General features: G+C 67.7%; 13 protein-coding genes. 8 read left to right on the forward strand and 5 right to left on the reverse strand.

The annotated features are described in order from the left end of the window. Positions 1–337: 337 nt before the first annotated feature. Positions 338–3814, forward strand: a complete 3477-nt coding sequence (dnaE, locus tag JGR78_RS16065) for a DNA polymerase III subunit alpha (RefSeq protein ID WP_182803399.1) — start codon at positions 338–340, stop codon at positions 3812–3814. Between the two features lie 78 nt (positions 3815–3892). Then, positions 3893–4162 carry a DUF333 domain-containing protein gene (locus JGR78_RS16070; protein ID WP_182790910.1) on the forward strand — a complete coding sequence of 90 codons (270 nt, stop codon included), beginning with the start codon at positions 3893–3895 and terminating at the stop codon, positions 4160–4162. A gap of 165 nt (positions 4163–4327) precedes the next feature. On the opposite strand, the gene ilvC is transcribed toward JGR78_RS16070, so the two are convergent. The 4 genes from ilvC to JGR78_RS16090 form a co-directional block, all read right to left on the reverse strand. Next, on the reverse strand, positions 4328–5350 hold the full coding sequence (gene ilvC / locus JGR78_RS16075) for a ketol-acid reductoisomerase (RefSeq protein WP_182790909.1): 1023 nt from the start codon (positions 5348–5350) through the stop codon (positions 4328–4330). A 126-nt stretch (positions 5351–5476) separates the two neighbouring features. Then, complete coding sequence (locus tag JGR78_RS16080; RefSeq protein WP_182790908.1) at positions 5477–6664, reverse strand: UbiH/UbiF family hydroxylase; 1188 nt, start codon at positions 6662–6664, stop codon at positions 5477–5479. A 7-nt stretch (positions 6665–6671) separates the two neighbouring features. Continuing rightward, on the reverse strand, positions 6672–6911 hold the full coding sequence (locus JGR78_RS16085) for a hypothetical protein (protein ID WP_182790907.1): 240 nt from the start codon (positions 6909–6911) through the stop codon (positions 6672–6674). Next, a complete protein-coding gene (locus JGR78_RS16090) occupies positions 6908–7675 on the reverse strand; it encodes a pyrimidine 5'-nucleotidase (protein WP_182803507.1) in 768 nt (255 codons plus the stop codon). The genes JGR78_RS16085 and JGR78_RS16090 overlap by 4 nt, the downstream gene beginning before the upstream one ends. A gap of 71 nt (positions 7676–7746) precedes the next feature. Here JGR78_RS16090 and JGR78_RS16095 point away from each other — a divergent pair, with 71 nt between their 5' ends. The 4 genes from JGR78_RS16095 to JGR78_RS16110 all read left to right on the forward strand — a co-directional run bounded on the left by JGR78_RS16095 (position 7747) and on the right by JGR78_RS16110 (position 10424). Further along, positions 7747–8394, forward strand: a complete 648-nt coding sequence (locus JGR78_RS16095) for a GntR family transcriptional regulator (protein WP_182790905.1) — start codon at positions 7747–7749, stop codon at positions 8392–8394. Between the two features lie 2 nt (positions 8395–8396). Then, a complete protein-coding gene (locus JGR78_RS16100; RefSeq protein WP_220495366.1) occupies positions 8397–9020 on the forward strand; it encodes a DNA-3-methyladenine glycosylase in 624 nt (207 codons plus the stop codon). Next, positions 9017–9673: an alpha/beta hydrolase gene (locus JGR78_RS16105; protein WP_182790903.1), complete on the forward strand. Its 657-nt coding sequence runs from the start codon at positions 9017–9019 to the stop codon at positions 9671–9673. The genes JGR78_RS16100 and JGR78_RS16105 overlap by 4 nt, the downstream gene beginning before the upstream one ends. A 148-nt stretch (positions 9674–9821) precedes the next feature. Further along, positions 9822–10424, forward strand: a complete 603-nt coding sequence (locus JGR78_RS16110; RefSeq protein ID WP_182790902.1) for an HNH endonuclease — start codon at positions 9822–9824, stop codon at positions 10422–10424. Positions 10425–10427: 3 nt separating this feature from the next. On the opposite strand, the gene JGR78_RS16115 is transcribed toward JGR78_RS16110, so the two are convergent. Then, positions 10428–10613, reverse strand: coding sequence for a hypothetical protein (locus JGR78_RS16115; protein ID WP_182790901.1), 186 nt, complete (start codon positions 10611–10613; stop codon positions 10428–10430). A gap of 120 nt (positions 10614–10733) precedes the next feature. On the opposite strand from JGR78_RS16115, the gene JGR78_RS16120 reads away from it, so the two are divergent. Continuing rightward, positions 10734–11813, forward strand: coding sequence for a PA0069 family radical SAM protein (locus tag JGR78_RS16120; protein ID WP_182791098.1), 1080 nt, complete (start codon positions 10734–10736; stop codon positions 11811–11813). Positions 11814–11834: 21 nt separating this feature from the next. After that, positions 11835–12224, forward strand: a complete 390-nt coding sequence (gene arsC / locus JGR78_RS16125; RefSeq protein WP_182790900.1) for an arsenate reductase (glutaredoxin) — start codon at positions 11835–11837, stop codon at positions 12222–12224. The last annotated feature ends 76 nt before the right edge of the window (positions 12225–12300 follow it).

The raw sequence follows: 12300 nt of genomic DNA on the forward strand, positions 1-12300 counted from the left end.
CCCGTTGTCTTTTTCGCACGTTAGCCGGTTTCGGCGCTCACACAATCATCCTTCCGGTCGCGGATTATAGCGGCCCGGCTTGAGACTGTCTTCGCGAACCCGACGGCAATCTCTGTGCGGGAGTACTGCACAAGGTGTCTAGTCACCAACGCACACTTAGGATATCAGTAGTTAACAACCGACCCGCAGGATGCGGCTCAAACTTCAGCTTCTGAGGCGAGCCATGATCCGCGATATGCTTACTGAAATCTTCAAGACTATCGTTGTCGAGATTGTAGTTGAGGCTATAAAGTTCTTGGGCCTTTCGGCGTGGCGCCGACTTCGTTAGTTCGTCGGCATGCCCCAAGACCAGCCCCGATTCATCCACCTGCGCTGCCATTCGGAACACTCGCTTCTGGAAGGCGCGATCCCCGTCAAGAAGCTGCCGGGCCTTGCGGCCAAGCAGGGGATGCCCGCCGTCGCGCTGACCGACACCAACGCGCTGTTCGCGGCGCTGGAGTTTTCCGTGCGCGCCATGGACGAGGGCGTGCAGCCTATCGTCGGCTGCCAGATGACGCTGGACGCAGGCCCGATGTGCGGCCCCGTGGTGCTGCTGGTGCAGAACAGCCAAGGCTGGATGAACCTGATGGCGCTCTCCACCTGCCTTTACGTGACGCCGCCGCGCGAGTTTCCTCATGTGACGATGGCGGAACTCGGCAAGCACGCCGACGGGCTGATCTGCCTGACCGGCGGTGCCTGCGGGCCTCTGGGGCTGATGCTGGCGGCGGGCAAGATGGCGGATGCCGAATCGCACCTGCGCGACTTGGCGGGGATCTTCGGCGACCGGCTGTATGTGGAACTGCAGCGCCATATGCAGGACAATGGCCAGTTGATGCCCGCCGAGATCGCCAGCGAGGGCGGGATGATCGACCTCGCCTATGCGCTGAACCTGCCGCTGGTGGCGACGAACGACGTCTATTTCCCGAAACCCGAAATGTTCGGCGCCCATGACGCGCTGATCTGCATCCGCGAGCGCGCGATGGTGGACCAGTCCACGCCGCGCCGCCGCCTGACGGCGAACCACGACTTCAAGTCGGCGAAGGACATGCTGGTCCTCTTCGCCGACCTGCCGGAAGCCACCGCCAACACGGTCGAGATCGCCCAGCGCTGCGCCTTTGCCGTCAGCAAGCACAAGCCGATCCTGCCCCGCTTCGCCGATGACGAGGTCGAGGAACTGCGTCGCCAGGCCCGCGAGGGGCTTGCCGCGCGCCTCGCCGTCATCCCCCATGCGGTCAGCGTCGAGGACTACAATGCCCGGCTCGACTTCGAGTTGGGGATCATCGAGCAGATGGGTTTTCCCGGCTACTTCCTGATCGTGGCCGACTTCATCAAATGGGCCAAGCAGAACGGCATCCCGGTAGGGCCGGGCCGGGGCTCGGGTGCTGGCAGCCTCGTGGCCTATGCGCTGACGATCACCGACCTCGACCCGCTGCGCTATTCGCTGCTGTTCGAGCGATTCCTGAACCCGGAACGCGTCTCGATGCCCGACTTCGACATCGACTTCTGCATGGACCGGCGCGAGGAGGTCATCGACTACGTCTGCCAGAAATACGGGCGCGAGAAGGTGGGCCAGATCATCACCTTCGGCGCGCTGCTGTCCAAGGCCGCCGTCCATGACGTGGGCCGGGTGCTGGGCATGGGCTTCCCGCAGCGCGACCGGTTGTCGAAGATGATCCCGGTCGAAGGCGTGAAGCCCGTCTCGATTACCAAGGCACTGGCCGACGAACCCCGCCTGCGCGAAGCCCGCGACGCCGAGGAAAACGTGGCCCGGATGCTCGATTATGCGGCTCAGGTCGAGGGGCTTTACCGCAACGCATCCACCCACGCGGCGGGCGTGGTGATCGGGGATCGGCCGCTGGACCAACTGGTGCCGCTTTACCGCGACCCGGCCTCGGACATGCCGGCCACGCAATACAACATGAAATGGGTGGAACAGGCCGGGCTGGTGAAGTTCGACTTCCTCGGCCTCAAGACCCTGACGGTGATCCAGAACGCCGTGGACCTGATCCGCGCGGGCGGGCGACACCTGCATATCGCCGCCGACGGCCGCCAGCTTTACGACCCGCCTGCAGGGGCAGTGGACGAGATAAACCTGATCCCGTTGGACGACGAGGCAACCTATCGCCTGTTCGCCAGTGCCCGCACGGTCGCGGTGTTCCAGGTCGAAAGCTCGGGGATGATGGACGCGCTGCGGCGGATGCGTCCGACCTGCATCGAGGACATCGTGGCGCTGGTCGCGCTGTATCGTCCGGGGCCGATGGAGAACATCCCGGTCTATTGCGACGTGAAGAACAAGGTCCGGCCGCTGGAATCCATCCACCCGACCATCGACCATATCCTTGCCGAAACGCAGGGCATCATCGTCTACCAGGAACAGGTGATGGAGATCGCGCAGGTCATGGCGGGCTATTCGCTGGGCGGCGCCGACCTGCTGCGCCGGGCGATGGGCAAGAAGATCGCCGAGGAAATGGCGAAGGAACGCCCCAAGTTCGTCGAGGGCTGCAAGGCCAATGGCGTGGACGACAAGAAGGCAGGCGAGGTCTTCGACCTGCTGGAAAAATTCGCCAACTACGGCTTCAACAAGTCCCACGCGGCGGCCTATGCGGTGGTCAGCTACCAGACGGCATGGCTGAAGGCGAATCACCCGGTCGAATTCATGGCCGCGGTGATGAACTGCGACATCCACCTGACCGACAAGCTGGCGATCTACCGGCGCGAGGTGGACCGCATGGGGATCGAGGTGATCCCGCCTTGCGTCAACCGCAGCCAGCCCCGCTTCAGCGTGGACAATGGCCGCATTTCCTATGCGCTGGGCGCGCTGAAGAACGTGGGCGTCGAGGCGATGAGGACGCTGGTGGCCGCGCGTGGCGACCAGCCTTTCCGCGACCTCACCGACTTCGCCCGCCGGGTGCCCATGCGCCAGATCGGCAAGCGGGCCTTGGAGATGCTGGCACGGGCAGGGGCCTTTGATGAACTCGACCCGAACCGCGCGCGGGTGCTGAAATCGCTCGACGCGCTGGTGGCATGGTCCACCGCCGTGCAGGAGGCCGCGCAGTCCAGTCAGTCCTCGCTGTTCGGGGGCGGCGAGGACCTGCCGCCGCCGCGTCCCGCCCTCGCATCCGTCTGGATGCCCGCCGAGAAGCTGGCCGAGGAGCGCGTAGCCATCGGCTTCTACCTCTCGGGCCATCCGCTGGACGACTATGTGCCCGCGCTGAAGCGCAAGGGCGCGATGACGCTGGCCGAGGTGCAGGCTGCCTGCGCAGACGGGCCCATGGTCGCGCAGATCGCGGGCACGGTCGCGGCGCGGGCGGAAAAGAAATCGGCCAAGGGCACGCGCTATGCCTTTGTTACCCTGTCCGACCCCACCGGGCTTTACGAGGCCACGGTGTTTTCCGACGTGCTGGACGCCCACCGTCCGCTTCTGGAACCCGGCATGAACGTCCTGCTGACGGTCAACGCGGAACCCTCGGGCGATCAGGTCAAGATGCTCGCGCGTTCCGTCGAGGCGCTGGAAAACGCCGTGGCCGACGCAGGCTCGGGCCTGCTGGCGGTCGAGGTCGCGGATGCGCGCACGGCCGTTGCGGTGCTGGACCGGCTGCGGACGGTTTCGGCTGAGATCGCGGTCTCGGCCAAGGGCCGCGGTCCCCTGCTGATGCGGGTGCGCGAGGGCAACACCGTCTATGACGTCGAGGTTGCGCCGGATGTTCCCGTGACGCCGAAGATGCGGCAGGCCCTGCGGGCGGTCGAGGGCGTGATCGACGTGACCGAGGAATAGCGCTGCATGGTTGCCCCGGCGACGCGCGCTTGGCAGGGTAGGCGGAACCTTGCCCATTCCGCAACAGGAGCGCCGCGCATGATCCGATGCCTGTCCCCCGCTTTGGCCATTGCCCTGCCGACGAGCCTTCTGCTGCTGGCCGCCTGCGGCAGCCCTCCGCCCGCTCGGCAGGCAGGTGGTGGGCAGCCCGCCGCGACGCTGGTGGACCCGGCGGCGCTTTATTGCGCGGGCACCGGAGGAACGGTCATCCCCGCGACCGCAGGCGGGCGGCGCGCCGATCTGTGCCGGATGCCGGACGGCCGCACCGTCCGCGCCGCCGATCTGCTGAACAGCCACAACGACCTGTAACGGGAAAGGGGCGCTGCAGCAGGGCGCCCCTCGTTCTTCTTCGTCGAAATATCCCGCGGGCTTCCGAGCGCCCGGAAAACAGTCCGGGGGACTGTTTTCAGCGAGGAAGGCCACGGCAGTGGCCGGGGGCGCGAAGCCCCCGGCGCAACCGCGCCGCAAGCGCGATCAGTTCCGCGCGCGGTCCACCATCTTGCCCTTGGAGATCCAGGGCATCATCTCGCGCAGCTTCGCGCCGACCTGCTCGATCTGGTGCTCGTCGTTGATGCGGCGGGTCGCCTTGAAGGACGGCTGGCCGACGGCGTTCTCCTGCATGAAGTCGCGGACGAACTTGCCGGTCTGGATGTCGCGCAGGACTTCCTTCATCCGGGCCTTCGTCTCGTCATAAGGCAGGATGCGCGGACCCGAGACATACTCGCCATATTCGGCGGTGTTCGAGATCGAGTAGTTCATGTTGGCGATGCCGCCTTCGTAGATCAGGTCCACGATCAGCTTCACCTCGTGCAGGCATTCGAAATAGGCCATCTCGGGCTCGTAGCCCGCCTCGACCAGCGTTTCGAAGCCCATGCGGATCAGTTCCACCAGACCGCCGCACAGGACCGCCTGCTCGCCGAACAGGTCGGTCTCGCATTCCTCGCGGAAGTCGGTCTCGATGATGCCGGAACGGCCGCCACCGATGGCCGAGCAGTAGGACAGCCCGAGGTCCAGCGCCTTGCCGGAAGCGTCGTTGTGGACCGCGACAAGGCAGGGCACGCCGCCGCCCTTGACATATTCGCCGCGCACGGTGTGGCCGGGGCCTTTCGGCGCCATCATGATGACATCGACGCCCTTTTTCGGCTCGATCAGGCCGAAATGGACGTTCAGGCCGTGGGCAAAGGCGATCGCCGCGCCGTCGCGCAGGTTGTCGTGGACATACTTCCTGTAGGTCTCGGCCTGCAGTTCGTCGGGCATGGTGAACATGATGAGGTCGGCCCAGGCGGCGGCCTCGGCGATGCCCATGACCTTCAGGCCCTCGCCTTCGGCCTTGGCCGCCGACGGCGAGCCCTCGCGCAGCGCGACGACGAGGTTCTTCGCGCCGGAATCGCGCAGGTTCAGCGCATGCGCGTGGCCCTGGCTGCCATAGCCGAGGATCGCGATCTTCTTGTCCTTGATCAGATTGACGTCGCAATCGCGATCATAATACACGCGCATCTTTTCTGCCCTCGTGGTTCCCGATGTTTCGCGCAAGGGCCTACACCGCGCATCTTTGGGTGTCCAGAACGCCGGCCCGCGCAATCTCGGGAAAACCGGGGCTTTCCGCCGGGCGGGATCAGCCGCTCAGCGCATCCCCAGCCCGGCGCGCATCATTGTCCGCCGCACGGGGGCGAGCGCGTAAAGCCCCCCCAGCGCCATCGCCCGCAGGTCGCGCAGGGGGCGCGGCGTCAACATGCTGGCGCGGTTCAGCGCGTCGATGCCCATCAGGCGGACCAGCGCCTCGGGGCGGCGGGCGCGGGCGTAACGTTCCAGCGCCGTTGCATCGCCGGGATCGGTGCCCATCAGGTCCAGCAGCGCCGAGAGGTCCGCGAGGCTCATGTTCAGCCCTTGCGCGCCGATGGGCGGGACGACATGGGCGGCCTCGGCGATGAGCGCCGTGCGGGGACCAGTGTAGCGGTCGGCGATCTGGCTGATGATCGGCCATTCGGTCAGGCCTGTGGCTTGGGTCAGGTGCCCGAGGATGCCGGCGGAACGGGCGTTCAGTTCGACCTCGAAAGCCTCGCGGGGCAGCGCGCGCAGGCGGGCGATCTCGGCCCCGCGTTCCAGCCAGACGACCGCCGAGGACGGCTTGCCCTCACGGTCCGGCAGGGGGACCAGCGTGAAGGGGCCGCCCCAGCGGTGGATCTCGGTCGAGACGTTCCCGTGCGGGATCTCGTGGGTGACGGCGAAGGCCAGCGCCTTCTGACCATAGCGGATGGTGCGGGTGCCGATCCCCAGAGCCTCGCGCACGGGCGAGTTGCGCCCGTCCGCCGCCACGACCAGCTGGGCACGGATGCGGCCGCCGTCCGACAGGTCCACAAGTGCTGCGTCGTCGCGGACGGTCAGGCCGGCGGTGCCGGTGCCGGGGCGGAACTCGACATTCGGCAGTTCCGCCAGACGGGCCGATATTTCGCGCCGCAGCAGCCAGTTGGGCAGGTTGTAGCCGAAGGGCTTGTCCGAGATTTCCGAGGCGTCGAAGGCACGCGTCAGCCGCGCCACCGGCCCGGCCCCGCCCGCATCGACGATCCGCATGACCTGCAGGGGCGTTGCATGGGGCGCAAGCCGGTCCCACAGCCCGATCCGGGCCAGCAGATCGACCGAGGGCTGAAGGAAGGCCGTGGTCCGCAGGTCGGCGCCCGCGCCGCCCTCCTCTGTCACCGGAGGCGCAGGGTCCACGCAGAGGACGCTGAAGCCGCGGGCGCCGAAACCCGCCGCCGCCGTCAGCCCGGCGACGCCGCCACCGGAGACCAGCACATCCACGCGATCCGGCATCAGGGACCTAGAACCCGGCCGCGTAGGCGATCAGCAGGCCCATGACGACCACCGTCGCCAGCAGCGCGACCATGGTCAGCGCGGGCAGGCCGAACAGCGCCACCACCACGATCACCAGCACCACCACCATGGCGAGGATGACAAGGATGCGGGCGGCGAGGATGCGTTCCTTCCGGGTCTGCAGTTCGGCATCGCCGCTGAGTGCGCTGGCGATGCCGTCGTCGGCAGAGGTGTCGGTGCGGCTCATGATCGGGCCTCGGCTGTTGTCAGGGTCGGCCCCGAGTCTGCCACGTCCGCAAGGGCCGCGGCAAGCGCGGCGACGAAGGACGCGATGTCGCGGGTGTGCCACAGGATATGGCTGCCGTGGCTGTGGTCCTCGGCCAGCTCGTCGGGGCCATGGCGGCCCGCGCCGACCAGAACCGTCCGCATTCCCAAGGAAAACGGCACTTCCAGGTTGCGCGGGTCGTCCTCGAACATGGCGCAGCGGGCGGGGTCGAGGCGGTGCGCCTCAAGGACTGCGGCAAAGGATCGCGGGTCGGGTTTGGGGTGGTAGCCGACCTCTCCGATGCCGTGGATCGCGTCGAAGACCGCCAGTTCGCGCCGCGCCAGCACCTGCCCCGCATAGGCGGAATCGGCGTTGGTATGGATGATCTTCAGCCCCGGCAGCGCCCGGATCGCCTCCGCCAAGGCAGGCTCGGGCGTCAGGGCGGTGAAGTCGATGTCATGGACCTCGGCCAGATAGGTTTCGGGGTCGATGCCGTGATGGGCCATGAGGCCCGCCAGCGTGGTGCCGTGTTCGCGCCAGTAATGGGCGCGCAGCCGGTCGGCCTCGGGCGCGTCAACGCCCAGCAGGCGCTGGACATAACCCGTCATCCGCGCCTCGATCTGCGAGAACAGCCGCAGGTCGGCGGAATAGAGCGTGTTGTCCAGATCGAAGATCCAGGCGTCGACGTCCGCAAACTCCGCTTGCAGGGCCACCGTGTCGATGTCGCGCAGGGGGCGTGGGGGCATATCCATGAGCGACGGGTAGCGCGGGCGGCGCGGCCTTGCAATCGCCGGGAGGCCCGTCCAACTCTGCCCCGATGAAAGACGCATACAGCCTGATCCTGTCAGCGATCGACGACGGCACCTACCGTCCCGGCGACCGGCTGGTCGAATCGGAACTGGCCGAACGCTTCGGCGTCAGCCGCACCCCCGTGCGCGAGGCGCTGCAGCGACTGGAAACCCAGTCGATGCTGACCCGCGACGGCCGCAGCCTGATCGTGGCGACGCTGGACCACAACCAGCTGGCCGAGCTTTACACCGTCCGCACCGAGCTTGAGGCGCTGGCGGCCCGCCTTGCCGCCCGCCATGCCACGCGCGAGGAGGTGCGGGTGCTGGGCCAGATGGTGGACGACGACCTGCGCATCGTGGACGACCCGCAGGCGCTCAGCCGCGCGAACCGGCGCTTCCACCACCAGATCCACCTCGCATCCCACAACCGCTATCTCGTGCAGCAACTCGACATCGTGCACCGGACCATGGCGCTGATGGCGCGGACCTCGCTGGCCGCCGAAGGGCGGGGCCAGCGGTCGCTGACCGAGCATCGCGAGATCGTCGAGGCCATCGCCTCGGGCGACGGGGACGCGGCGGAAAACGCGCTGCGCAACCACATCTCGACCGCCTTCGAGACGCGGCTGATGGAATCCGCCCGCGCCTGGGCCAGCACCATCGAGCAGGGCCGCAAGTGAGCCTGCGCCTGATCGAGGCCGAGGGCGACATCGCCGAGGGCGTGGCGCATCTGGCGGCGGTCTGCCCCGTCTGGGCGCGTGTCCTGCCCGAGCTTGGTCCCCTGCCGCTGCGCCGGCGCGAGGACGGCTTCGGCGCGCTCATGTCGGCCATCGTCTCGCAGCAGATCTCGGTCGCGGCGGCTGCCTCCATCTCGGCCCGGCTGGCTGCGGCGGGGCTGGATCGGCCGGATGCCATCGCGGCGGCCGAGGACGCGGCCCTGCGCGCCTGCGGGCTGTCGGGCCAGAAGGTCCGCTACCTGCGGGCGCTGACCGGGGCCGATATCGACTTCGCCGCCCTGCGGCAGATGCCCGACGAGGAGGTCAGCGCCACCCTGACCGCGCTGCCCGGCATCGGCCGCTGGACGGCCGAGATGTATCTGATCTTCGCCCTCGGCCGCGCCGATGCCTTTGCCCCCGACGACCTTGCGTTGCAGGAATCGGCGCGGATCATGTATGGGCTGCCGGAACGCCCGCGTGGCAAGGCGCTGGCCGAACTCGCGCGGCCCTGGGCACCGTGGCGCGCGGTTGCCGCGCGCGGGCTCTGGGCCTATTACCACCACGCCAAGGGACGCGAGGGGGTGACATGACGCGCGAGTTGCAATCGGATCGCCGGGGGCCTGAGAAAGCCGGTTCCGTCATCGTCTTCCTGCACGGCTACGGCGCGGATGGCGCCGACCTGCTGGGTCTGGCCGAGCCATTGGGCCGCTACCTGCCCGACACCGTCTTCTATGCCCCGAACGCCTCCGAGCCCTGCGTCAACAATCCCTTCGGCTTCCAGTGGTTTCCGATTCCTTGGCTGGACGGCTCGACCGAGGCGCAGGCCCGCGCCTCGATGGAGAAGTCCATAGACGATGTGAACGCCTTCCTTGACAACGTGCTGGCGCGTGAGGGGCTGCAGGCCGACCGCATGGTGGTCGTCGGCTTCTCGCAGGGGACGATGATGGCGCTGCATGTCCTGCCGCGCCGGGACAAGGCCGTGGCGGGGATCGTCGGCTTCTCGGGCCGGCTTCTGGCGCCGGAACTGGTGGGCGAGGCAAGGGTTCGCCCCCCGGTCCTGCTGCTGCACGGCGACCAGGATCCGATGGTGCCCTTTGCCGACATGGGGCTGGCGGAACGGGCGCTGGCGGGGGCCGGCTTCGACATTGCCACCCATGTGATGCCTGGCACCGGCCATGGCATCTCGCCCGATGGCCTTGGCGCGGCGCTGAGCTTTATCCGCAAGGTACTGGGCGCGAAGTGAAATCCGCGGCGTCGCTGAACCGTCGCCTTGCCGTCATGCCGCATTTACGCGCATCCCCGATACCCCGCCACATGTAGAGCCTTGTCATGGTCGCGCCGCCCAATATAGTCGGCGGCGAGTCCTGAGGCGTGATGGCGGGGACACCCGGATGCTTGACGACCCACATGTCGAGACTGACTTCCGCACCCAGTTCGTGCGCGACCCTGCGTCATTGCGGCGCAACCCGGCGCTGGTCCTGAACGCGGACTACCGGCCCCTCAGCTACTATCCCCTGTCGCTGTGGCCCTGGCAGGAAACCATCAAGGCGGTGTTCCTGGACCGCGTCACCATCCTCGCCGAATACGAGGAGGTCGTGCGAAGCCAGAGGGAAGCGATACGCATCCCCTCGGTCGTGGTGCTGAGGGATTATGTCAGACCCAGGAAGCGCGTGGCATTCACGCGCTTCAATCTTTTCATGCGGGACAGTTTCTGTTGCCAATATTGCGGGTCCAGGGGCGACCTGACCTTCGACCACGTGGTGCCCCGGTCGCGCGGCGGCGTGACAAGCTGGGAAAACGTCGTCGCCGCCTGTTCGCCCTGCAACCTGCGAAAGGCGAACAAGAGCCTGCGCGCCTCGGGCCTGCGGCTGGCCCGTGCGCCCCGCCGCCCTACCTCCGAGGAAATGCACGCCATGGGCCGGCGCTTTCCGCCGAACCACCTGCATGTCAGTTGGATGGACTATCTTTACTGGGACGCCGAGCTGGAAAGCTGAAGCTCAGGCGTCCGGCGTATGGCGCGGCCCGTTGCCGATGCGCGCCGACAGATGCGCGACCGCCGCCGCGATCACCGTGCCAAGCGCCAGCACCGGCAGGGGAATCCCCAGCGACACGGCCACGACCAGCGTGACGCCCGCCGCCACGATCACGGCCAGGACCAGCATCAGGAAATGGGGCAGGGGCATCGCTTTCTCCTTCACGGCCTGAATATGTGGCGCGCTGCCTGAAATGGAAAGCCGCGAATGGCGCGAATTGTTCCCATGCGCGGGCTTGCCAATGTTCCTGTTGTGTTCCAATCTTCGCCCATGCTGCCGCCCCGCAACCCGGACGAGATCCTCAAGGCCCGTGGCGCCGCGCATCGCCCCGCCGCCCGGTTCGAGCCGTACCGGCTTGTGCACGAGGATGACGGCTGGAACACGACCTCTGACGAAAACCTGCTGCGGACCGAGGTCACGACCGAGGTGCCGCGCCGGATCATCACCCGCAACGATTCGCCAGACGTGCCCTTCGACCGTTCGGTGAACCCGTACCGGGGCTGCGAGCATGGCTGCATCTACTGCTTCGCCCGGCCCAGTCACGCCTGGCTGGGTCTGTCGCCGGGCCTCGATTTCGAAACCCGCATCATCGCTAAGCCGGACGCGCCGAGGCTGCTGGAAGCCGAGATCGCCCGGCCCGGCTATGCCGTGGCCCCCATCGCCTTCGGTACCAACACCGACCCCTATCAGCCGGCGGAGGCGGGCCTGGGGATCATGCGCGGCTGCCTGCAGGTGCTGCACGACTGGAACCACCCGCTCAGCATCGTAACGCGCGGGCGTACCATCCTGCGCGACCTTGACCTGATCGGGGCGATGGCGGCGCGGGGGCAGGTCTTCGTGGGCGTCTCGCTGACCACACTCGACCCCGCGCTTGCCCGTTTGATGGAGCCGCGCGCGCCTGCCCCCGCAACGCGCCTGAAGATGATCCGGGCGCTGGCGGAGGCGGGCGTGCGGGTGCGGGTGATGCTGGCGCCGATGATCCCCGCCCTGACGGATCACGAGATCGAATCGCTCCTTGCCGCCGCGCGGGCTGCGGGTGCGGCCACCGCCAGCATGATCCCGATCCGCCTGCCGCACGAGGTCGCGCCCCTGTTCCGCGACTGGCTGGACCGCCACCATCCGGGGCGCGCCGCCCATGTCATGTCCCGCATCCGGGCCATGCGCGGCGGGCGCGACAACGATCCCCGCTTCGGCCACCGGATGCGCGGCCAAGGACCCGAGGCCGACCTGATGCACCAGCGTTTCCGCCTTGCCCGCAGGCGCCTGGGCTATGACGGCGAAAGCCCGCCGCTGGACGCCAGCCGCTTCGCCCCGCCGCCGCGCCCCGGCGACCAGCTTGCGCTGTTCTGACAGTCAGGGCAGGCTGAAGACATGACGGTGATCTGGCACAACCCGAACTGTTCGACCTCGCGCAAGGTGCTGGCCGCGCTGCGCGAAAGCGGCGACGATCCCGAGGTGATCGAATATCTCAAGACCCCGCCCGACCGCGAGACGATCCGGCAATGGACAGCCAACGCCGGGCTGACGGTCCGGCAGGGGCTGCGGCAGCGCAACACCCCCTATCACGACCTCGGCCTGGGCGATCCCGAACTGACCGACGACCAGCTTCTCGATTCGATCGTGGCGCATCCGATCCTGCTGGAACGTCCCTTCGTGCGGACATCGCTCGGCACCCGCCTCTGCCGTCCACCCGAGCGCGTCTTCGAGATCATGGCCAACCCGCCCGCGCCTTCGACGCAGGATGGCGGGTCGCCCGCCTGACGCTGCAGGGCGCTTGGCTGCCCGTTCTTCTTCGCTCAAATATCCGCGGGGGAGCTGCGGAACGCAGCGGGGGCGG

The organism is Paracoccus sp. MC1862 (genome assembly GCF_016617715.1).
Taxonomy (GTDB): domain Bacteria; phylum Pseudomonadota; class Alphaproteobacteria; order Rhodobacterales; family Rhodobacteraceae; genus Paracoccus.

Bases quoted from the DNA above. Each gene is read 5' to 3' on its own strand.
- dnaE (WP_182803399.1), top strand. From the start codon at position 338: ATGCCCCAAGACCAGCCCCGATTCATCCACCTGCGCTGCCATTCGGAA.
- JGR78_RS16070 (WP_182790910.1), top strand. From the start codon at position 3,893: ATGATCCGATGCCTGTCCCCCGCTTTGGCCATTGCCCTGCCGACGAGC.
- ilvC (WP_182790909.1), bottom strand. From the start codon at position 5,350: ATGCGCGTGTATTATGATCGCGATTGCGACGTCAATCTGATCAAGGAC.
- JGR78_RS16080 (WP_182790908.1), bottom strand. From the start codon at position 6,664: ATGCCGGATCGCGTGGATGTGCTGGTCTCCGGTGGCGGCGTCGCCGGG.
- JGR78_RS16085 (WP_182790907.1), bottom strand. From the start codon at position 6,911: ATGAGCCGCACCGACACCTCTGCCGACGACGGCATCGCCAGCGCACTC.
- JGR78_RS16090 (WP_182803507.1), bottom strand. From the start codon at position 7,675: ATGCCCCCACGCCCCCTGCGCGACATCGACACGGTGGCCCTGCAAGCG.
- JGR78_RS16095 (WP_182790905.1), top strand. From the start codon at position 7,747: ATGAAAGACGCATACAGCCTGATCCTGTCAGCGATCGACGACGGCACC.
- JGR78_RS16105 (WP_182790903.1), top strand. From the start codon at position 9,017: ATGACGCGCGAGTTGCAATCGGATCGCCGGGGGCCTGAGAAAGCCGGT.
- JGR78_RS16110 (WP_182790902.1), top strand. From the start codon at position 9,822: ATGCTTGACGACCCACATGTCGAGACTGACTTCCGCACCCAGTTCGTG.
- JGR78_RS16115 (WP_182790901.1), bottom strand. From the start codon at position 10,613: ATGCCCCTGCCCCATTTCCTGATGCTGGTCCTGGCCGTGATCGTGGCG.
- JGR78_RS16120 (WP_182791098.1), top strand. From the start codon at position 10,734: ATGCTGCCGCCCCGCAACCCGGACGAGATCCTCAAGGCCCGTGGCGCC.
- arsC (WP_182790900.1), top strand. From the start codon at position 11,835: ATGACGGTGATCTGGCACAACCCGAACTGTTCGACCTCGCGCAAGGTG.